General features: G+C 39.3%; 21 protein-coding genes. 13 read left to right on the plus strand and 8 right to left on the minus strand.

Going from position 1 to position 20454, the window contains the following annotated elements; translation table 11 throughout:
• Positions 1-51 precede the first annotated feature (51 nt).
• The 8 genes from QNI22_RS11655 (at position 52) to QNI22_RS11690 (ending at position 9295) form a co-directional block, all read left to right on the plus strand.
• Positions 52-2004: a M23 family metallopeptidase gene (locus QNI22_RS11655; RefSeq protein WP_314510810.1), complete on the plus strand. Its 1953-nt coding sequence runs from the start codon at positions 52-54 to the stop codon at positions 2002-2004.
• 110 nt (positions 2005-2114) lie between these two features.
• Positions 2115-2564, plus strand: a complete 450-nt coding sequence (gene bcp, locus QNI22_RS11660; RefSeq protein ID WP_314510811.1) for a thioredoxin-dependent thiol peroxidase — start codon at positions 2115-2117, stop codon at positions 2562-2564.
• Positions 2565-2653: 89 nt separating this feature from the next.
• Complete coding sequence (locus QNI22_RS11665; protein WP_314510812.1) at positions 2654-3526, plus strand: transketolase; 873 nt, start codon at positions 2654-2656, stop codon at positions 3524-3526.
• A 69-nt stretch (positions 3527-3595) separates the two neighbouring features.
• Positions 3596-4564 carry a transketolase family protein gene (locus QNI22_RS11670; protein ID WP_313996388.1) on the plus strand — a complete coding sequence of 323 codons (969 nt, stop codon included), beginning with the start codon at positions 3596-3598 and terminating at the stop codon, positions 4562-4564.
• A 134-nt stretch (positions 4565-4698) separates the two neighbouring features.
• Complete coding sequence (ggt, locus tag QNI22_RS11675) at positions 4699-6381, plus strand: gamma-glutamyltransferase (RefSeq protein WP_419836226.1); 1683 nt, start codon at positions 4699-4701, stop codon at positions 6379-6381.
• Positions 6382-6675: 294 nt separating this feature from the next.
• Positions 6676-7551, plus strand: a complete 876-nt coding sequence (locus QNI22_RS11680) for a DUF4349 domain-containing protein (RefSeq protein WP_314510813.1) — start codon at positions 6676-6678, stop codon at positions 7549-7551.
• Between the two features lie 199 nt (positions 7552-7750).
• Positions 7751-8350, plus strand: coding sequence for a Crp/Fnr family transcriptional regulator (locus QNI22_RS11685; protein ID WP_314510814.1), 600 nt, complete (start codon positions 7751-7753; stop codon positions 8348-8350).
• A gap of 84 nt (positions 8351-8434) precedes the next feature.
• Positions 8435-9295 (plus strand): PhzF family phenazine biosynthesis protein, encoded by an 861-nt coding sequence (locus tag QNI22_RS11690; RefSeq protein ID WP_314510815.1) that lies wholly within the window; start codon positions 8435-8437, stop codon positions 9293-9295.
• A 65-nt stretch (positions 9296-9360) separates the two neighbouring features.
• On the opposite strand, the gene folB is transcribed toward QNI22_RS11690, so the two are convergent.
• The 3 genes from folB to QNI22_RS11705 form a co-directional block, all read right to left on the minus strand.
• Positions 9361-9711 carry a dihydroneopterin aldolase gene (gene folB, locus QNI22_RS11695; protein ID WP_314510816.1) on the minus strand — a complete coding sequence of 117 codons (351 nt, stop codon included), beginning with the start codon at positions 9709-9711 and terminating at the stop codon, positions 9361-9363.
• A gap of 55 nt (positions 9712-9766) precedes the next feature.
• On the minus strand, positions 9767-10576 hold the full coding sequence (locus QNI22_RS11700; RefSeq protein ID WP_314510817.1) for a DivIVA domain-containing protein: 810 nt from the start codon (positions 10574-10576) through the stop codon (positions 9767-9769).
• A 133-nt stretch (positions 10577-10709) separates the two neighbouring features.
• Positions 10710-11642, minus strand: coding sequence for a WD40 repeat domain-containing protein (locus QNI22_RS11705; protein ID WP_314510818.1), 933 nt, complete (start codon positions 11640-11642; stop codon positions 10710-10712).
• 243 nt (positions 11643-11885) lie between these two features.
• On the opposite strand from QNI22_RS11705, the gene QNI22_RS11710 reads away from it, so the two are divergent.
• Positions 11886-12539 (plus strand): 4'-phosphopantetheinyl transferase superfamily protein, encoded by a 654-nt coding sequence (locus tag QNI22_RS11710; protein WP_314510819.1) that lies wholly within the window; start codon positions 11886-11888, stop codon positions 12537-12539.
• The gene (locus QNI22_RS11715) at positions 12523-13128 is read left to right on the plus strand and encodes a thioredoxin family protein (protein WP_314510820.1); all 606 of its coding nucleotides are present in this window, start codon (positions 12523-12525) and stop codon (positions 13126-13128) included. The genes QNI22_RS11710 and QNI22_RS11715 overlap by 17 nt, the downstream gene beginning before the upstream one ends.
• Positions 13129-13218: 90 nt before the next feature.
• On the opposite strand, the gene QNI22_RS11720 is transcribed toward QNI22_RS11715, so the two are convergent.
• The 3 genes from QNI22_RS11720 to QNI22_RS11730 form a co-directional block, all read right to left on the minus strand.
• Entirely contained in the window at positions 13219-14697 is a 1479-nt protein-coding gene (locus QNI22_RS11720; RefSeq protein WP_314510821.1) for a tetratricopeptide repeat protein, read from the minus strand.
• A gap of 176 nt (positions 14698-14873) precedes the next feature.
• Entirely contained in the window at positions 14874-15152 is a 279-nt protein-coding gene (locus QNI22_RS11725; RefSeq protein ID WP_313976274.1) for an HPF/RaiA family ribosome-associated protein, read from the minus strand.
• 45 nt (positions 15153-15197) lie between these two features.
• A complete protein-coding gene (locus tag QNI22_RS11730) occupies positions 15198-15539 on the minus strand; it encodes a four-helix bundle copper-binding protein (protein ID WP_313996404.1) in 342 nt (113 codons plus the stop codon).
• Between the two features lie 276 nt (positions 15540-15815).
• Between QNI22_RS11730 and tyrS the strand changes: the two genes are divergently transcribed.
• The 3 genes from tyrS to QNI22_RS11745 all read left to right on the plus strand — a co-directional run bounded on the left by tyrS (position 15816) and on the right by QNI22_RS11745 (position 19299).
• Positions 15816-17138, plus strand: a complete 1323-nt coding sequence (gene tyrS / locus QNI22_RS11735) for a tyrosine--tRNA ligase (RefSeq protein WP_313996406.1) — start codon at positions 15816-15818, stop codon at positions 17136-17138.
• A gap of 73 nt (positions 17139-17211) precedes the next feature.
• Positions 17212-17892, plus strand: coding sequence for a substrate-binding periplasmic protein (locus QNI22_RS11740; RefSeq protein WP_314510822.1), 681 nt, complete (start codon positions 17212-17214; stop codon positions 17890-17892).
• Between the two features lie 27 nt (positions 17893-17919).
• Positions 17920-19299, plus strand: a complete 1380-nt coding sequence (locus tag QNI22_RS11745) for a dipeptidase (RefSeq protein WP_314510823.1) — start codon at positions 17920-17922, stop codon at positions 19297-19299.
• A 45-nt stretch (positions 19300-19344) separates the two neighbouring features.
• Here QNI22_RS11745 and QNI22_RS11750 read toward each other — a convergent pair whose 3' ends face one another.
• Both QNI22_RS11750 and QNI22_RS11755 read right to left on the minus strand, forming a co-directional pair.
• Positions 19345-19896, minus strand: coding sequence for a GNAT family N-acetyltransferase (locus QNI22_RS11750; RefSeq protein WP_314510824.1), 552 nt, complete (start codon positions 19894-19896; stop codon positions 19345-19347).
• 42 nt (positions 19897-19938) lie between these two features.
• On the minus strand, positions 19939-20304 hold the full coding sequence (locus QNI22_RS11755; RefSeq protein WP_313976264.1) for a DUF7674 family protein: 366 nt from the start codon (positions 20302-20304) through the stop codon (positions 19939-19941).
• Between the last annotated feature and the right edge of the window lie 150 nt (positions 20305-20454).

The raw sequence follows: 20454 nt of genomic DNA on the forward strand, positions 1-20454 counted from the left end.
AAATATGTTTCCATGCTGAATCAGTCTGATTCATTCAAACCATACCACTGTATGCTGACATTTTTGAATACGTTAAAAAACAGGATTTTTGTAAAAAAAACGCTTTACACTCCCCTCTCATATCTCTTTTCAGGCATTTTATGTCTGACAGTATTATCCCCTACGCAGGCACAGACATCTTACCCTAAAGGGTATTTTATGTTTCCTATAAAGCCTGGTCAGAAAAATCTGCTGGCAGGAAATATGGGAGAACTTAGACCTGATCATTTTCATGCTGGATTGGATATCAAAACGGATGGTAAAGAAGGGCTTCCTGTATATGCAGCAGCAGACGGATATATTTCCCGCATTAAGGTTACACGCAAGGGATATGGCAATGGTTTATATATCACTCATCCCAATGGATATGTTACTGTATATGGTCACCTCAAACAATACAACGCGATAATTGGTCAATACCTGAAAACACACCAGTATGATCAGCAGAGCTTTGAGATTGACCTATTGCTTGATAGTACTCAGATTCGGGTAAAAAGAGGAGAAGTAGTTGCCCTTTCCGGCAATACAGGTGGTTCAGGGGGCCCTCACCTTCATTTCGAAATCCGGGATGCAAAAGATAATGTGCTGAACCCGTTAAACTTTGGTTTTTCTGAAATTAAAGATAATATTTCGCCTATTATATCCCGTTTAGCCCTACGCACACTTTCTATACAAGGCAGAGTAGATGGAGAATATGGTCGTCTGGAATATATACCACAACGTCAACCCAATGGCAATTATATCATTCATAAACCTGTTTATGGTTTTGGAGATCTCGGTCTGGAGTTGTTAGCCAACGATCTGTCAGATGGTACATCCAATCGAAATGGCATAAGTTGTATTGAAGTACAACTGGATAATCAAGTGATTTTCTCACACCATCTGGAGTCTTTCTCTTTTGATCAGACACAATATATTAATACCCATATTGCTTACGAAAAATACCGTCTTTCAGGAGAAAGATATCAACGTTGTTATCTCACAGATGGAAATGCACTGACAACGTATAAAACAGATGAAAACAAAGGCCGTATCCATATTATGGATACCCAACCACATCTGGTTAAAGTTAGTGTATGGGATGCTTATCAGAATGTAACTCGTCTGAATTTCACCATACAGGGAAATCCTTATAATCCTTCCATACCTGCATTCAAATCTGCAACCAATGTGGCTCAGGTTCAACAACAATTATTTGAGAACACGCTTTGTCTGTGGGTAAACAACCCATTAGCAGGAGCACAGAAAGCAACATTCTATACAGGCAAAGATAGTGTACAGGTTCCTTCTGCCTATATAAAGAAAGGTGAAGTAGTTTATCTGTGGGATGTACGCAAAGCACTACCAGACTCAGTACAAATTGGCAATCACACCGAACCTTTCTATTTCAAATCACTGGTTCCTTCCAATGTGAACCATTTGTATGAAGGTGATTCAATAAGCATTCTCTTTAATGAGAGTTCCCTGTTTGATACATTATACCTGGAAACTCGCCAACAAGGCAACATTTACCAGATAGGTCGTATGGTTGTGCCTCTGCGTGATTATATTGACGTTCGTTTGAAAGCAAATGTGCCTGTAACCCAAAAGACAAAGACATCTGTGTATCTCTTACGTGGCAGAACTCCCAGCTACCAGGGAGGTATATGGATTGACAATAGCCTTAGCTTCCGCACCAAAGATCTGGGAACATTTACAATACTGGCAGATACAATTGCTCCTGTTGCCAAATGCATTATAAAAAACAGAGAACAAATTGTATGCAAAGTATCTGATAACCTTTCAGGTATAGGCAACTACAGAGCCTACATCAATGGACGCTGGTTGCTGATGCAATACGACTACAAAACAGGCCTTTTATGGTCTGACAGACCTCAGGATATGCCTATATTACAGGGCGATTTTATACTTGAAGTAGAGGATAATGTACAAAATACAATAAAATTGGAAATGAAAATTCCATAAGAATTGTAATTGTGACAGATTTACACAAACTTTGCCACAGTGTCCAGACCTTGTAAGGTATTTGATGCCTGACAAGGTCTGTTCTTTTACCTCTTACAATTCAATCTTTCATGAAACTGAACATTGGAGACGAAGCTCCTGACTTCGTGAGCAAAGACCAGAATGGCAATCCTTTCAAGCTTTCTGATTATCGGGGCAAGAAGGTAGTCCTGTACTTTTACCCCAAAGACGATACTTCAGGCTGTACAGCTCAGGCTTGTAATCTGAATGAAAATCTATCTGCACTGGAAGCAGCAGGTTATCAGGTAATTGGAGTAAGTGTAGACAACGAAAAATCACATAAAAAATTTATCACCAAATATGAGCTCAAATTTCCATTGGTAGCCGACACTGACAAACAGGTAGTTGAGCAATATGATGTATGGAAAGAAAAGAGCATGTATGGTCGCAAATATATGGGAACAATGCGTACTACCTTTTTAATTGATGAAAAAGGAATTATTAGTGATATCATTGAAAAAGTAGATACTAAGAACCACTCGGCTCAGATATTGAAGTAACAGATCATCAACAGACTAAGCTTCTGAATACCTTAGCTTTTGAAAATCAAGTTTAATTATTTATCTTTTTCTAATCCGCAGATTTACTTATGGAATCCGTGATTCAAGACTCAACACCCAAAACCCTAGAAGAATTAAAAGACATCAGCTCTCAAGTACGTCGTGATATTGTACGCATGGTACATGGAGTGGGTAATGGTCACCCAGGTGGTGCACTAGGTTGTACAGAATATTTTGTAGCGCTGTATTTCCACCTTATGAAACATAACCCTGACTTCCAGATGGATGGTATTGGAGAAGATTTATGTTTCTTATCTAATGGACATATTTCAGCTGTGTGGTATTCGGTACTGGCTCGCAGTGGATATTTCCCAGTAGCAGAATTAAGCACTCACCGCAAAATCAATTCCCGTCTGCAGGGACACCCAACTACCCACGAAGGATTACCAGGCATTCGTATGGCATCCGGATCACTGGGTCAGGGCCTGTCTGTAGCTGTAGGAGCTGCTCAGGCAAAAAAGCTAAATGGAGATAACCACCTGGTATATGTGCTGATGGGAGACGGAGAACAGGATGAAGGTCAGATCTGGGAAGCAGCCATGTATGCAGCACACCATAAAGTTGACAATCTTATTGCAACAGTTGACTGGAATGGGCAGCAAATTGACGGACCTACTGTAAAAGTAATGGATTTGAAAGATCTTCCGGCAAAATACCGTGCATTCGGATGGGAAGTAATCATTCTGGAAAACGGAAACGACATGGCAGAACTGATCAAAACATATGAGCATGCGAAAACATTAACCGGAAAAGGTTCTCCTGTGGCAATCATGATGAAAACAGGTATGGGTTATGGTGTAGACTTTATGATGGGAAGTCACAAATGGCATGGTGTTGCGCCTAATGATGACCAATTGGCTCAGGCATTGGCACAATTACCAGAAACACTGGGTGATTTTTAATGCATAATGCTATCTCATACAACTCTTATTTGAAATCGTATTTCTTCAAAAGAAAATCCTGACCTTAAAATGAAACAATTCACTATTCTAGATAAAAAAGATACCCGCAGTGGTTTTGGTGTAGGTTTACTGGAAGCTGGCCGGAAAAACCCAAATGTTGTTGCGTTGTGTGCTGACCTGGTTGGCTCACTAAAGATGGATGCTTTTATTAAAGAGTTTCCTGAGCGTTTTTTCCAGGTAGGTATTGCCGAGGCTAACATGATGGGTGTAGCTGCAGGGTTGACTATTGGAGGTAAAATTCCTTTTACAGGAACATTTGCCAACTTCTCTACAGGCCGTGTATATGACCAGATCCGCCAGTCTATTGCCTATTCTGACAAGAATGTAAAAATATGTGCATCTCACGCAGGTCTTACACTGGGTGAAGATGGTGCTACCCACCAGATTCTGGAAGATCTGGGCATGATGCGTATGCTACCAGGCATGACCGTAATCAACCCATGCGATTTTAACCAGACTAAGGCTGCTACAATGGCGATTGCTGAACATCATGGACCAGTTTATCTGCGTTTCGGACGTCCAGTAGTCCCTGTATTCATCTCAGAAGATACGCCATTTATCATTGGTAAAGCACTTATGCTGAACGAAGGTGCAGATGTAAGTATATTTGCCACAGGTCATATGGTATGGAAAGCAATTGAAGCAGGCCATATCCTGGCAGAACGTGGAATTGATGCCGAGATTATCAATATCCATACGATTAAGCCACTAGATAAAGAAGCGATTCTGGAATCTGTGAAGAAAACAGGTTGTGCTGTTTCAGCAGAAGAGCACCAGTTGAATGGAGGTTTGGGAGATGCAATTGCACATGTATTAAGCAGCAACTATCCTTCTCCTCTGGAAATGGTAGCCGTACAGGATACATTTGGTGAAAGTGGAACACCAGATGAACTGATGGTAAAATATGGTCTTACTTCTACAGCCATTGTAGATGCAGCAGAACGTGCTATCAAACGGAAAAAAGAAGTTCTTGCCTAAAAGAATCTTTTCTTCAAATAGCTATAACTCCCGGATATACCTTATTCGGGAGTTTTTTATTTATAGTGTTTTTTATACATTCGGAGTAATACAAAGTAGTTCTATTTAAATCTACCCAACAAGCCAAACAATCTATGAAGAAAGGTTACTTTATTGTTCTCTTACTTATTCTGCAACAGAGCGCCCTCTTTGCCCAACATCCCAAAGGAGTAACAGCTAAACACGCTATGGTAGTATCTGCCCATCCGGAAGCCTCACGAGTAGGTGTAGAAATTCTGAAAAAAGGTGGTAATGCGGTAGATGCAGCTATTGCAGTACAGTTTGCCCTGGCAGTGGTATATCCAGTAGCAGGTAATATTGGTGGAGGTGGATTTATGGTCTATCGTCTCAAGGATGGTTCTACAGGAACATTGGATTATCGGGAGAAAGCCCCAGCAGCAGCCTTTGAAAAAATGTATCAGGATTCAGCAGGCAACGTTATTCAAGGGTTAAGCATTAATGGACACCTGGCAGCTGGTGTTCCAGGTGCAGTAGATGGAATGGCAGAAGCGCACAAGAAACTGGGCACACTTCCATGGAAAGACCTCGTTCAACCCTCTGTTGACCTGGCCCGCAATGGTGTAATTCTTACCGAAAAGGAAGCCAATAGTTTGAATAATGCAAAAGAAAACTTTATCAAGTATAATACGCACACTCCCTATCTGGTCAGAGAAAAGCCCTGGCAGAAAGGAGATACTTTATTTCATGCGGCTCTGGCATTAACACTGGAACGTATTCGGGACTTGGGCAGAGAAGGATTTTATAGTGGTGAAACTGCCGATATGATTGTACGGGAAATGCAGACTACGAATGGAATTATTTCTCTTGAAGATCTCAGGAACTATCATGCTGTATGGCGAGCCCCCATGATTGGCGATTACAAAGGATATAAAATTATCTCTATGCCACCTCCTTCCAGTGGCGGAGTTGCACTGCTGCAATTGCTGAAAATGATGGAAAACGCAAAATTACGTAAATGGGGATGGCAACAGCCTAATACAGTTCACTGGATGGCAGAATGTGAACGACGTGTGTATGCAGATCGAGCCTCACATTTGGGTGATCCGGACTTTTACAAAGTTCCTGTCGCCGATTTGTTAAATGCCAACTATCTCCAGGAACGATTGCAAACTATACAGATGGACCATGCGACACCTTCCAATGAAGTAAAAGCAGGTATTTTTGCCAGAAATGAAAGTGATCAAACCACCCATTTTTCCATTGTAGATGCTCAGGGCAATGCTGTTTCCATTACTACTACACTTAATGGAGGATTCGGCTCCAAAGTAGTAGTAAAAGAAGCCGGCTTTCTACTGAATAATGAAATGGATGACTTCAGTGCTAAACCGGGTGTACCTAACCTATATGGAGTAGTGGGTGGTGTTGCAAATGCCGTGCAACCGGGCAAACGGATGCTGTCTTCTATGACACCTACCATCATTGAGAAAAAAGGAAAGTTATATATGGTAGTAGGTACACCAGGAGGGTCTACTATTATCACCTCTGTATTCCAGAATATTATGAATGTGCTCGAACACAAAATGGGGATGCAGGAATCCGTGAGTGCGAAACGTTTTCACCATCAATGGTTACCCGATGCAATCATGGCCGAAAAAGGAGCGTTTAGTGAAGAGACCCGTAAAGTACTGGAAGCGAAAGGACATAAAATCACTGAAGTAAATGGTATTGGTCGTGTAGATGCGATATTAATACGAAAAAAACGCAAAATGGAAGGAGGCGCAGACCCACGCGGGGATGATACAGCTATAGGATACTAGCTTTCCAAACAATTTTCTAATAAAACATTTACCAAAAGAGAAAGGCGTCATCGATACGTTGACGCCTTTACTGTTATTTCTGAGCAGAAGTTATTGAAATTGATTCAATAATATTTTTATATAACTATCTATATATCAATACCTAAATGAAATAAAAAACATTTTGTTTTATCACTACTGAAAATATTTTATTTGTTAGTGTATGGAATCTGAGAAAGGAAAACATCTTTTTAAGAAAAAAAGATAATTATTTTTTCGCACTATTTTCTTTACTCACTATAGTTACTTACCACTATGAAAAAATACGTATTTTTGGCATTCCCAATTCTCCTTCTTTCGTGTAGTAATGGAGAAGGCAGTCACTTTGAAGGTGGGCTTTCAAAAACTGAAGAACAGACTGCGGATCTTATGATGTTACCTGCTCCTCCAGAAGGTAATGTTAGTACTGTTAACTTCAAGGAGATGGAAGTCGTATCTGATAATACAGAGCTAGCTGTCATCCAAAAGCAAATTATTAAGACTGCACAGGTCCGTATACAGGTAGAAAAGGTAAAAGAGAGCAAAACAATTGTCAGCCAGTTAGTACAAAAAGCAGGCGGCTATCTGGCTACCTCAAACGAATCACGAGACAATGCGTCCTATACTGCTACATTTGTCATCCGGGTACCGGCGGCTAAATTTGAAGGACTGCTGGAAGAATTACTTAAGCAGGGCATTTTTGTAGAGCAGAACAATGTAACGGCTCAGGATGTAACAGAAGAGTTCATAGATATACAAACCCGGCTGAAAACCAAACGGGCACTGGAAACACGTTATCTGGAGTTATTGAAACAAGCCAAGACTATGAAAGATATTCTTGAACTAGAAAAAGCCCTGCAAACAGTACGTGAAGAAATTGAATCCAAGGAAGGCCGGCTTAAGTATCTCACCAATCAAGTAGGCTACAGCACAATTAATCTGGATATTTACGAGCAGGTACCTTATGCAGCGGCACCTGAGATTGGCTTCTGGAGTAAACTCTTTGCGGGTGCAGGCAATGGCTGGGGTATTCTGCTGCAACTGATCATTGGTATAGTTACATTATGGCCTCTGTGGATTATATTGGCTCTTGGAGTGTGGATCTCACGTCGCTTGTATATAAAACGTAAACTTCGCAAAGAAGCGCTATAGTACAATCCTATTTAAGAAAACCAGAAATAATCTATTTATTAATAGTGTTATAAAATTATCAAAGTTCTGATAGTACTGAGAAAATATCAGAATTTTGATATTGTTAAAAAAGTATCAAAGCCCTGATAGCCTTCTATGGCCATTTTTCTTATTTTAGAAAACAAACCATTGTACCAGAACCAGACTTATACCAAATGGCATGTGGGATTTACTGATTGTACACTTTACCCAAAGAAATATTCAACTCAATGAAGAGCAAATAGCACTGATACGATCTGCCTTCCATTACAGAAAATTTCGGAAACATCAATATATTCTTCAACAAGGTGATATTGCAAGATATGACACATTTGTAATCAAAGGCATACTCAAAACGTATCTGGTAGATGAGAAAGGACAGGAACATATTATAAAATTCAGTCCCGAAGACTGGTGGGCCAATGATCTATATAGCTTTCATACCGAGCAGCCTACCAGCTATACTATAGATTGTCTGGAAGACAGTGAAGTATTACAGATTACCCGAAAAGAGCTGGAAGAACTGATTGAAAGAATTCCTCAATTGCATCAATATTACCACATTACATACAGAAACTCTATCATCGCCTACAATCGTCGGATAGCCTCTGCATTGTGCAATACTGCACTGGAGCGTTATCAGGAGTTTATTGCTCGATATCCGCAGATTGAGCAGCGGGTTTCCAATCATCTTATTGCTTCCTATCTGGGTATTACGCCACAAAGCCTGAGTCGCCTGCGAAAACAAATTTCACAACTTCAGAAGATTAACATAGGGTAACAAAATTACTTATCCTATGTGATCGTTTCTATATCTCACCTTCGCCAACTTTGCAAGTATATTATACACTACAAAACTATACTTATGCAAGTTGAAGTACATATTGTCAATGCGTTTACCCAGCAAGGTAAAGGTGGAAATCCTGCAGCCATTGTATTAGATGCAGATAATCTTTCCATTAGCCAGAAACAGGAAATTGCTGCCAAAGCAGGACTTTCTGAGACTGCATTTGTCAGTTCATCCAGCATAGCCGATATCAAGCTGGAGTTCTTTACTCCTACCCGGCAAATAGCCCATTGTGGACATGCCACAATTGCAACCTTTGCTTATCTTAAACAACGGGGGACCATCACACAGGTTACGCAAGCCACTAAGGAAACCATAGATGGTATCCGTCAAATACGATTTCTTCAGGATGCTGTATATATGGAACAAAAAGCGCCGCACTATACTTTTCCGGAAGCAAATGATCTGCCTATTATTTATCAATCGCTGGGGTTATCTCAATACTATACTTTGAAACCTGCGTTAGTGAATACAGGTAATACTTTTCTTATACTGGAAGCGCCTGAGATTTCTGTATTGCAACATATTGTACCCAATTTTGAGAAAATTGCAGCTATTTCTGAAAAATATAACTTAGTTGGATATTATGTATTTGCTAAAAGTCAACAAGCAGGTATAGATGCGACTACACGAATGTTTGCTCCACTGTATGGAATAGAAGAAGAGTCAGCTACAGGTATGGCAGCGGGTCCACTTGCAGCATTTCTATATCACTCAGGCAGGCGCAGAAAAGAATATATGATTGAACAGGGACGATACATGAAACAACCTTCTCCCAGTCTGATTCATATCAACCTTGATATAAAGGATGATCAGATACAATTATTGTATGCGGGTGGTCAGGCGACGTTGGTCGAAAAATATACAATAGAGATCTGAGAGGCCTATAGATAGCTCATCTTACCTGATGATGTAATAGAAGTTTAGTATATCAGATCTGCGTACTATCGTGTCAGGGTAATTTTAGACTGACGACATACACCGCCTACAGGAGGATTTTGTTTGGCAATACTTACAGTAACAGATTCTATATGAGGATACTTATGATAGATTTTGTCTAATACCCGCCCTGCCATATTCTCCAATAAATGAGATTGTATTTCCATCTCCTCTTTTACAATGTTATAAAGCACTTCGTAGTTTACAGTCTGGCTCAGTTTATCTGTTTGTGCAGGTTGGGTCAGATCCAGTGTTACAGCCAGGTCTACAATAAAACGATTGCCTACTTTACGTTCTTCTTCATAGAAGCCGTGGTAGGCAAAAAATTCCATTCCTTCTAAAGCAATAATGCCCAAAATGTAGTATAAATTAAAATGTATATTTGATATTCTTCAAGCAATTGCAATTCTTTTATTTGATCTCATCAAAGAACGAAGCAGGTCCTTTTGAAGGTGAAGAATCTTCTTTCTTCTCAGTTGCTGGCTTTGACTGATTCTTAACCACTACACTACCTTGCAGAATTGATATAGGTGTTGACGAGGCTTTGGTTTCTGCAGGCATTCCTGTTGCTATAGATTCAGGCTCTCCGTTTTTAGTGGTAGTATCCCATGTATTCTGAGACAGTGAATTAGTGCTTTCCTTGGGTTTATTCTCAAGAGCTTCCCGAACTTCCCGTATTTTGTCTTCAAAGACATTCTTATTCCCTTTTTCAGCAACCCGGTTGATTCGGTCCAAAGTATCACTGGCAATGTTTTGAATCTCTTTGATCAGACTTTCTTTCAGCCTTTCCAACTGACGAAAATCATTCTCACGGCTTTTGAGTTCAGTTAGCGTTTCTTCCAGCTTGTTTCTCGACTGGTTTTCTGCATCCTGAATCATTTTCTGTGCTTTGGCACGAGCTTCATTTAATAACAAGTCAGCCTGGTTGCGAGCTTCCCGCATCTGCAAATCTGCAGAACGGTTAGCCTGCTCAATAAGTTGGGAACTAGTATCTTCAGCAGTTTTTAGTGTTTTATATAATGAGGTCTCTACATCGCGCATCTTCTGTACCTCTTTTTGAGTCACCTCCAGCTTTATTCGATATTCCCTATTCTCTTCCAATACGCGTTCCCACTCTTGTGATAAGGATTGTAAAAATGCAATTACTTCATCTTTATCGTACCCACGCAGCATTTTTTCTGAAAAAACTTTCTGACGTATTTCGATGGGTGTTATTTTCATAGGTTGCTGTGCCTGATTCAGGCAGTTTATATAAAATTTCGTCGTTTAAACGCGTTCTTTATGTGGTAAAGCTACACTTTTATATATAAATATCCTATTATTTTGGCTTTCCAAAGGGTTTTATCTCTATAAATCAGGGCAAATTATCGATTGCCCATATAGATAACGTACGATCATCGCTAGCTGATACTAAACGACTATGATAATCTGTCCAAAGTAATTTATTAACAGATGTTCCATGTCCCGCATGACGTGCTTTATCAATAACTTTCAGTAGACGAAATGAAAGGGCATCCCACACTTTAATGGATTTATCCATACTACCTGTCGCAAAATAGTGTCCATCAGGATGGAAGGTAATATGGTTAATAGCATACATATGTGCTACTATGGAATTGTACAATGAATACGAAGCCCCAACATCCCATATTTTCAGCTGAGCATCACGGCCAGCACTTACTAAAAGCTGTGAATCAGGTGAGTAGGCTACTGTAAAAACAGAGTTTGTATGTCCTTCCAATGTATGCTTCAAAGTTAACGTTTTCAGATCCAGAATCCTGATCTGGTGATCGCTGTATCCAACGGCCAAATCGTTACTTTGTATATTTATAGCCAAACATCTGGCACTTTTGTCGGAGAGTTTTAGTTGTTTTCGGATTGTTAATGTTTCCTTGTCCAGCATGATCACTGTACCGTCTCCTGTTGCCACATAGACAGATTCTTCCCATATCTGAATATCAAAAATAGCAGATTCGGTAATTTTGACGGAACCTATCTCCTTCTGTGAGACAAGATCTATTACATGCAAGCCATCAAAGTTCTGTCCAATCCAAAGCAGTTGTCTTTCTTCTTCAAAATGCAATGCATAGACAGAAGCACCAATCTGCGCCAACAGCTTTCCCTGATCAGGATTTTGTAAATCCCATTGAACAACCAACCCATCACCAGCCGCTGAAAAAAACTGATACGGATTTGAAGCCTTCTCTATGGCATATACACAATCTCTATGACCTGTAAAAGTTCCTACCTTATTTACTTGTATTCTGTGACTCAAATTTTCCGACATTTGTGTTTACAATACCTCACAGGTAAAATTAATCGTAATTGTGGCTTTCTTCAAAACTGTATCAAGTAGTTATCTCCGATAAATAAAATATCCGCTCGATTATGCCACAAATCGTAAGTATAAGTATTTTTACCCCGAAAATGTTCCTTTATTCATATTTGGCTATCAAGTTATTGTATACACTGTTCTTTTCTGAGAAAAAAGTAGCACATTCGTGTTTTTAGCCCTCTTCTTACCATCTATATGCCTTTGTCCAAAAATGAATGTATAAATGATAGCTGTATCTGGGGGATATGGGAGATCAACGAAACACTGGAAGAATTATATCATCTCTGGCAGCCCAACGAACATGATACAGCTTATCTGTTAAGCATTAGTCATGAAGGAAGACGTAAACAAACCCTTGCCTCCCGAATACTTGTACAATATTTATTACATCATTGGGAAAAACCCTATCAGGGTATACTCAAAAACTGGCAGGGCCGTCCACTGTTGGCAGAACATGAATACTATGTATCGGTAAGCCATACTGAAAAATATGCGGCAGCTATTCTGCACAAAAGTTCTCCAGTCGGAATTGACATTGAGCCGGTTAAAGAAAAAATGCGTAAGATAATTCCCAGAGTTTTGTCACCACAGGAATATGTGCATGCACAAGACGATATTGAGAAATATTGTGTCTACTGGTGCGCTAAAGAAGCTCTCTATAAATTGTATAGCCAACGTCAATTAAGTTTCAGAGATCAAATTTATGTAGAAAATTTTGATATATACGAAAATGGTACATTATTTGGTACTGTTAAGGCAGATACACACAACACTTCATATACAATCTTTTATCAGAAAATTACTAGTTTTATAGTGGCTTATACTTTTAAAGGTGAAATCTCTACGTAGCTTTATATTAACACTGAAAGCAGCCCTGTTGCTTGCTATAATGGCTTCTGCTCAAACACCGGGCAAGATTGAGAATTTTACGTTAATCAATGCGATTAACCATAATTCTATTTCATTGTCAGACTATAAGAATGAAAAGGCAATTGTACTGATCTTTACAAGTAATTACTGTCCTTTCGCCAAACTTTATGAAGAACGTATCCAAAACCTGATTTCTCAATACCAGGGGAAAGGGGCACAGTTCCTTCTGATTAACTCCAATACATCTCTGGACCATCTTGATGACTCAATAGAAGAAATGGAGAAATGGGCAAAAGAGAAAAATGCAGTAGTACCCTATCTTGCAGATAAAGAACAAAAGGTAGCACTGCAATTTAAAGCGACCAAAAATCCGGAAGTTTTTGTGTTACAAAACACAGGAGAAGGAAATTTTATTTTAAAATACAGAGGCGCTATTGACGATAATCCTCAAGTAGCCCAGGAAGCTACTGCATTTTATCTAAGAGACGCCATTACAGCTGCAGTCAATCGGAAAAACCTTCCATATGCAGAAAAACGTCCTGTTGGATGTGCGATACAAAAACAATAATCTTAGTTGTAGATTAAAACGGTGTATTCTATTGCTGATCCATTCAACTAAACAGAATATACCGTTTTTTATATAAATTACTGTTCTTATTTAGGAAAAGAGAGAAACTAGTCCCATTCCCAGCAATATCAGAATATACATACTCACTTTAATAATTACTAACCAGGCGAATACATTTCCGATAGTACGCAGAATACTTTTTTGGGGACGATTTTGCTTTCTTGTACCTTCTGCCTGTTGCCATCTGGCCTCTCTTTCCTGATTACGTTGCTTACGTTCTTCCCGAACTTTTTCCATGTCCAGCTTAAATTCATCTTTAGCAGTCTGCCATTCCTGCTTTATCTCTGCTTTGGTTTCTTTCCATTCCGCTTTCTGCTCTTCTCGCCTTTGTTCAAATGCCTCCTTTTCCTGCTTTCGGATTGCTTCTTTCTGAGGATTGGTTTTAAACACTTTCTTTCTGAATAGTGTAAATATACTTAGCACACCTACTACTAAAATGCCAGAGGTTACGATAATACCCAAAGCAGGGCCACCCCATATCCAGCAGGATAAAACCACAAATGATACAATGCATAAGAAGCCTTCAGGTATCACTATTCCATTTGGCTCTTTTCCTCCCTGAGCTAATCGTTTGCTCTCCAAGTCATCATCTGTAAGCTGGTCTGAGACCTTTGTAAGCAATAAAATCACTGGAGAGAAATATAACGATAGCTGCATCTTCACTGAGATTGCCATAATACAGGCACAAATAATTTGTATCCACAATCCATAACCCTGCAACAAATAAAAACATCCCGCCCCTACACTTAACCGGATTAGCCACCTGCCCCATTTGGGTAATATACCAAATAGATAAGGTAATTTGATTATGTGAGAAGTTACATTACGGAAAAGCCAGTTTTGATGCTTTCGGATAGTTAAAGCATATGCTCTTGCCTCCTCATTAGAAGGATCTAACTGCAAGGCATTCTGGAAATAGGAATAGGCTTCATCAAACCGCTTTTGTGTATATAGAATCTTACCTATGTAACATATTACTTCCGATTGATCAGGACCTAGTGAGAGAAGTTTTTTCATTACTTCTTCGGCTTCTTCTCTCCTATCATTATGACTTAGTGCCCAAGCACGTAATAATAGACAATGAAGATTGTCTGCATCAAATATCAGTCCGGATGCTGTCACAAGTAATACTTGTTCCCAATTTTTTTGGAAAACAAAGATTTCCGCGAGTATTCCATAATAGATGGGTTCTTCAGGCTGTAGTGTTAACGCCTCACGAATGGATTTTTCAGCTTCAGTATTTTTCTGAAGGGTTAAATGAAGAATAGCCTGAAGATAGTGGACGTAAGCATCATTGATTACCAATCCTACTAACTGTGAAACATACTTTTGTGCTTCGTAGTATTGTTGCTGTTCTATTTCCTTTATGGCAAGTGCTTTTAATACTTCTGCATCCTCAGGATCATCAACAAGGAGTTTCCTCAATTCGGCATCTGCTAAATCGTATCGCTTCAGATTCTTAAGAATTCTAGCTTTGCTTAATATATTGTTTCTCTGTTCAAGATTCATAGCTCCGGGCATTTTACCTTAATAGAGCTAATTACAAGAAGGTATCCTAGTATAGGAAAGCCAGGAGGGTAACAGGTGTAAGTTTTGTAGAATGTGTATAAAATAACAAACAAGCTCACCTATTTTCTATAAAATGAGAAAACAGATGAGTTCGTATGTTACAATTCTGGTATAAGTTATTTATTACGCTTTTTAAGTTCGTTCAAAATCTTCTCATAAGTAGATTCCAGTGCATCATCAAAACTTCCCAATTGAGTATTGGCAGAAATATCTGTAGCTCTGCCATGTAAACGAATCTCTAAATTAAATTCTTCTGAGTTCTGTTCCTTTTTCAGGAAGACCTCTGCATTTGTAAAAAGTTCCGAATAGTTATTCAGTGATTTGATGCGGTTATAAATACGATTCAGAAATTCATCATCTGCCTCAAAATTCAGCATATGAATATCAATTTTCATAAAAATAGAATAAGTATCTCTTTTGTTTGCTCGGTATAAATGCTGTTATAAGACTACTACGGTCATATATTGCTCACAGGTCTCTGCACAATAATGACAAATTTCGGCACATTCTCTACAATATTCAAGAGAATGTTTTCCACACTCTTTTTCACAATCCTTACAAATATGCACACATAATTGCAATAAATGGTTCCAATGCTTTGATTCTCTTGAAATTAATTTCAACGTCAGTGAACAAGCATCTGCACAATCCAGTGCAGTAGCAATACATGTACGTACCAAAGGCGTATCTGCTTCATTCAGGCAACCTGTTGCGCAACGCTCACAGCCATGAATACATCTGGCTAGTGATTCTACCAGGGTGTTTAAATTCTGTATAGCCATAACTGATGTGGAATAAGTGAGAAACTACACCAATAAGAGCAAAAAATTATGCCTTACATCCCAAAAAACAGAGATATAATCCTAATTTATTTCGCTTTATTGATTTGTTTATATTACTATAGTCTGCTCATCTTAGTTATCATATTCAGCATTGGCATTTGTACTTTAAACTGTCACAAAAAATTATACCTATAGATTTTTTCAGTAAATAGAGCAACTCTCCCTTTGTAAAAACAATTTCCTTTTAACTTTGTTCCGGAATTCTACTTAAGACTCATGAATAAAGACGCAAAAATTAATTTTATTGAAGAATTACAATGGCGTGGCATGCTCCATGATAAAATGCCTGGTACTGATGAGCAACTAGCCAAAGAAATGACAGGTGGATATATTGGATTTGATCCGACAGCAGCATCTTTACATATCGGAAACCTGGCAACCATTATGCTTCTGGTTCACTTCCAGCGAGCAGGTCACAAGCCTTATGCTTTGGTAGGAGGAGCGACAGGTATGATTGGAGATCCTTCAGGTAAGTCCAAAGAACGGAATCTGCTGGATGAAGATACATTACAAGCTAACCAGGCAGGAATCAGAAAGCAACTGGAAAAGTTTCTGAAGTTTACAGGTGACAATGCCGCTGAAATGGTAAACAACTACGACTGGTTTAAAGAAATTGGCTTTTTGGAATTTTTGCGTACAGTGGGCAAACACCTGACTGTAAACTATATGATGTCCAAAGACTCTGTTAAAAACCGTTTAGGTGAAGGCAAGGAAGGTATATCATTCACAGAGTTCTCTTACCAATTGTTACAAGGTTATGATTTCTATTGGTTATACAAGCATAAAGGAGTACGGTTACAGATGGGTGGTTCTGATCAGTGGGGTAATATTACAACAGGTACAGAACTAATCGGACGTATTGACAATGGCAAAGCCTATGCGTTAACAGCTCCTCTGGTAACCAAAGCAGATGGACAAAAGTTTGGAAAGAGCGAAGGTGGAAACGTATGGTTAGATCCAGCCAAAACCTCTCCGTATAAGTTCTATCAGTTTTGGCTGAAAGTCAAAGATGAAGAAGTAAAACGCCTGATTCGGGTATTTACATTGCTCGATAAAGAAACTATTGAAAGTTTGGAAGCAGAGCAAGACCAGGACCCAGGTAAGCGTGTACTTCAGAAAGCACTAGCCAAAGAAGTTACGTGTATGGTCCATTCAGAAGCGGAGTATCTGAAAGCAGTAGAAGCTTCTGAGATTTTATTTGGCAAGAATACCACTGACATCCTAGCTAAAATTGACGAACAGACACTATTGGAAGCATTTGAGGGAGTAACCCAAGCTCATTTATCCAAAGAAGAACTGGCCAATGCTCCTAATATTCTTGAACTAATCTCTGTAGTTACAGAAAAACAAAAAAGTGCGAATGAAAAAACACTATTTCAATCCAAAGGAGATGCACGCAAGCTGATTCAGGGAAATGGTGTAAGTATAAATAAAGTTAAAGTATCAGACCCTGCTCAAGCAGTAGATTTCCCATTAATTCAGAACAAATATCTTCTGATTCAAAAAGGAAAAGACTATTGCCTGGTAACTATTGATTAATTACCCAGCTTTTATACGAACGTCACAGAATCTCTAAAGTTCTGTGACGTTCATATCCTATATTTTTACTGTCATGAAATCCGTTCTACATGTTGGGTTAGACCACGCGGCTCCTGTTCCTTTACACACAGATATACGCTCAGGGCAGTTTGAAGGCTTCGAAGTGGATCTTTTGCAATACATAGCTCAAAAACTTAATTGCCATCTGGAGTATAAAATTATTTTGTGGAAAGACATTCTCGAAAAACTCGAACAGAAAGAAGTAGATATTGTCTGCTCTGCTGTCACTGTAACAGAATCCCGCAAGAAAGTATTGGGTTTCACCAACTCGTATCTTGACTTCCATCTTGGGGTGGTCAGTCGTAAAGATGGACTATTAGACAGTATAGAAAAACTATCTCAAAAGAAAGCAGGTGTACGCATTGCCACAGAAGCAGAAGACTACATTCGACAATACCTTAATCCCCTCTCCATATATACATCAGACAGTAACGACGATTTATACACTCAATTACAGACGGGAGCCTTCGATTATCTGGTAGACGACACCTCTATTGCAGGGGCTTTTGTTGAGAAACACCCTACTCTTTCGGTTAGCTTAATTCTGCCAGATACAGAGTCATCGTATGCTATTGCGTTACAGAAGGATAACCACTCACTCAGGGAGACCATCAACACGATTCTTGACGAATTAAAACAAAATGGTACATATGATATGATGTATCAACGCTGGTTTCATAATATATTATTGTAACACTTACTAACATCATCTGGATTGCTTATGAATTCCTATATTGAACAACATAAAAATCGCTTTTTAACAGAATTGATTGACTGGCTGCGTATTCCGTCTGTATCTGCAGACAGTAAATACAAGGATGATGTACGCCGTGCCGCTAATTTTGCCAAAACACAACTGGAAACAGCCGGAGCTGACTTTGTTGAACTATGCGAAACTGCCGGAAATCCCATTGTCTATGCAGAAAAGATCATAGATTTTAAACTTCCTACTGTGTTGGTTTATGGTCACTACGATGTACAGCCTGCAGATCCGATTAATCTCTGGAACTCTCCTCCTTTTGAGCCTGTCATTCAGAAAACTGCCTTGCATCCCGATGGGGCTATCTTTGCGCGTGGTGCCTGTGATGACAAAGGGCAGGTATATATGCATATCAAGGCGCTGGAGGTGATGTTACAAACCGATTCTCTGCCTTGTAATCTCAAAATCATGATTGAAGGAGAAGAGGAAGTAGGGTCTAAAAACCTGGAATCTTTTGTTACAGCCTATAAGGACAAACTGAAAGCGGATGTAATTCTGATCTCTGATACCAGCATTATTGGTAATGATACACCTTCACTGGAAGTAGGTTTACGGGGACTGAGTTATGTGGAGGTAGAAGTAACAGGCCCTAACCGGGATCTGCATAGCGGAGTATATGGTGGCGGGGTAGATAATCCAATCAACGTATTGTGCCAGATGATTACCTCACTGAAAGATGCCAATGGGCACATTACCATTCCAAACTTCTATGACAATGTGATAGAACTGACAGCCGAACAACGGGCAGAACTTAATCAGGCACCATTTGATCTGGAAGCATATAAGAAAGACCTGGGTATTGACGATGTATTTGGTGAAACCGGTTATACAACTATTGAACGCACAGGCATTCGCCCTACACTGGATGTAAACGGTATTTGGGGTGGCTACATAGGTGAAGGAGCCAAAACTGTTCTACCATCGAAAGCATTTGCGAAAATCAGTATGCGCCTGGTACCAAATCAGACTCCGGATGAGATTACAGAATTATTCCAGAAACATTTTGAAAGTATAGCACCTAAAACGGTTAAGGTACAAGTCCGTCCTCATCATGGCGGTCATCCGGCTGTAACACCTACTGACTCTACTGCATTCAAAGCAGCCAGCAAGGCATTTGAAGAGGCATGGGGTAAAAAGCCAGTTCCAACCCGTGGTGGTGGCAGTATACCTATTGTAGCCTTGTTTGAAAAAGAACTGGGACTGAAAACGGTGCTGATGGGATTTGGTCTGGACAGCGATGCTATCCATTCTCCAAATGAGCATTATGGTGTATTTAACTACCTGAAAGGCATTGAAACCATAGGATTGTTTTATAAGCACTATGCAGAGATGAGTAAATGAGACACAGGGAGGGCAATATTGCTCTCCCTTATTTATTGTTCCAGTTTATTTTTCCCGCGATTCAGCCGGATCAAATACCATACCGGTACAAAGACAAAATTTACAGTTTGTACGTTGCAGAATATCATAGTTGCAACAGGACTGGCATCCTTTCCAGTATTGTGTATCTGCGGTAAGATCTCCAAAAGGCATAGGTTTAAAACCTAATTGTGAATTGATTTTCATTACTGTCTTGGTGGTTGTAATGCTAAATATCTTTGCATACGGAAACAGCTGACGGCAACGCCTGAATAGCTTTCGCTTGAGAGCTTCAGCAATACCCTTATTCCGATAGTGAGGAGCTACTATTAAACCTGAATTAGAAACAGATTTTCCGTTGTCCCATACTTCAAAATATCCGAACCCAGCCCAATCGCCATTTCTATGGGTAGCAATAAAGGCTTTGCCTTCTTCCATCTTATGTATAATATCTTCGGGTAATCTTTTGGAAATACCTGTTCCTCTGGCTAACGCACTGGTTTCCATGGTTTGGCAGATCAACTCAGCATATCCTATATGTTTCATTGAGGCTATTTCTATCTTAAATTCAGTATTCATTTCTATTTTAGTTAAATTCAATTGGCTTCTGCTCATCTTGTATTATGGAAGAGAAGCCTGTAATTGTCTGTAGTATTCTTTGCGAAGCTGAGGAAGCAATAATGACCGAAGTACAGATGAAAGCGAATTGTTCTCATCCAGTAAGGTAGACAAAGAGTACAGATACACATTGCTGACAGCACTTCGTATTTGAATATCAGAATGTTGTAACAAATCTTCCGCTACCATGAAACACCGTCTCACATCTTTAAAATGATAGGATAAAGCAAATACTTTCGTTTGATCGGCCAACTCCTGAATAAGCGTATAGATATTTTCACGATCTGACTGACTGATTATCTCTTTTTTCTTCTCGGATTGGGAAGGAACACTCTGCCATAAGGCAAGTAGCGGAATAATAGATTTCATATTGTATTCTGTTTTGACAATCTATGCCCAAACCTCTTGCCAAATTGACTAGTACACAGATAACTAACTGTCTATCAATACATATAAACAATAATCATAGATATAGAAGCAAGTATATCTTTTTCAAAATGAAAAAACCTTTCTGTTTTG

Origin of the sequence: Xanthocytophaga agilis (assembly GCF_030068605.1) — a bacterium.
Classification (GTDB): Bacteria; Bacteroidota; Bacteroidia; order Cytophagales; family 172606-1; genus Xanthocytophaga; species Xanthocytophaga agilis.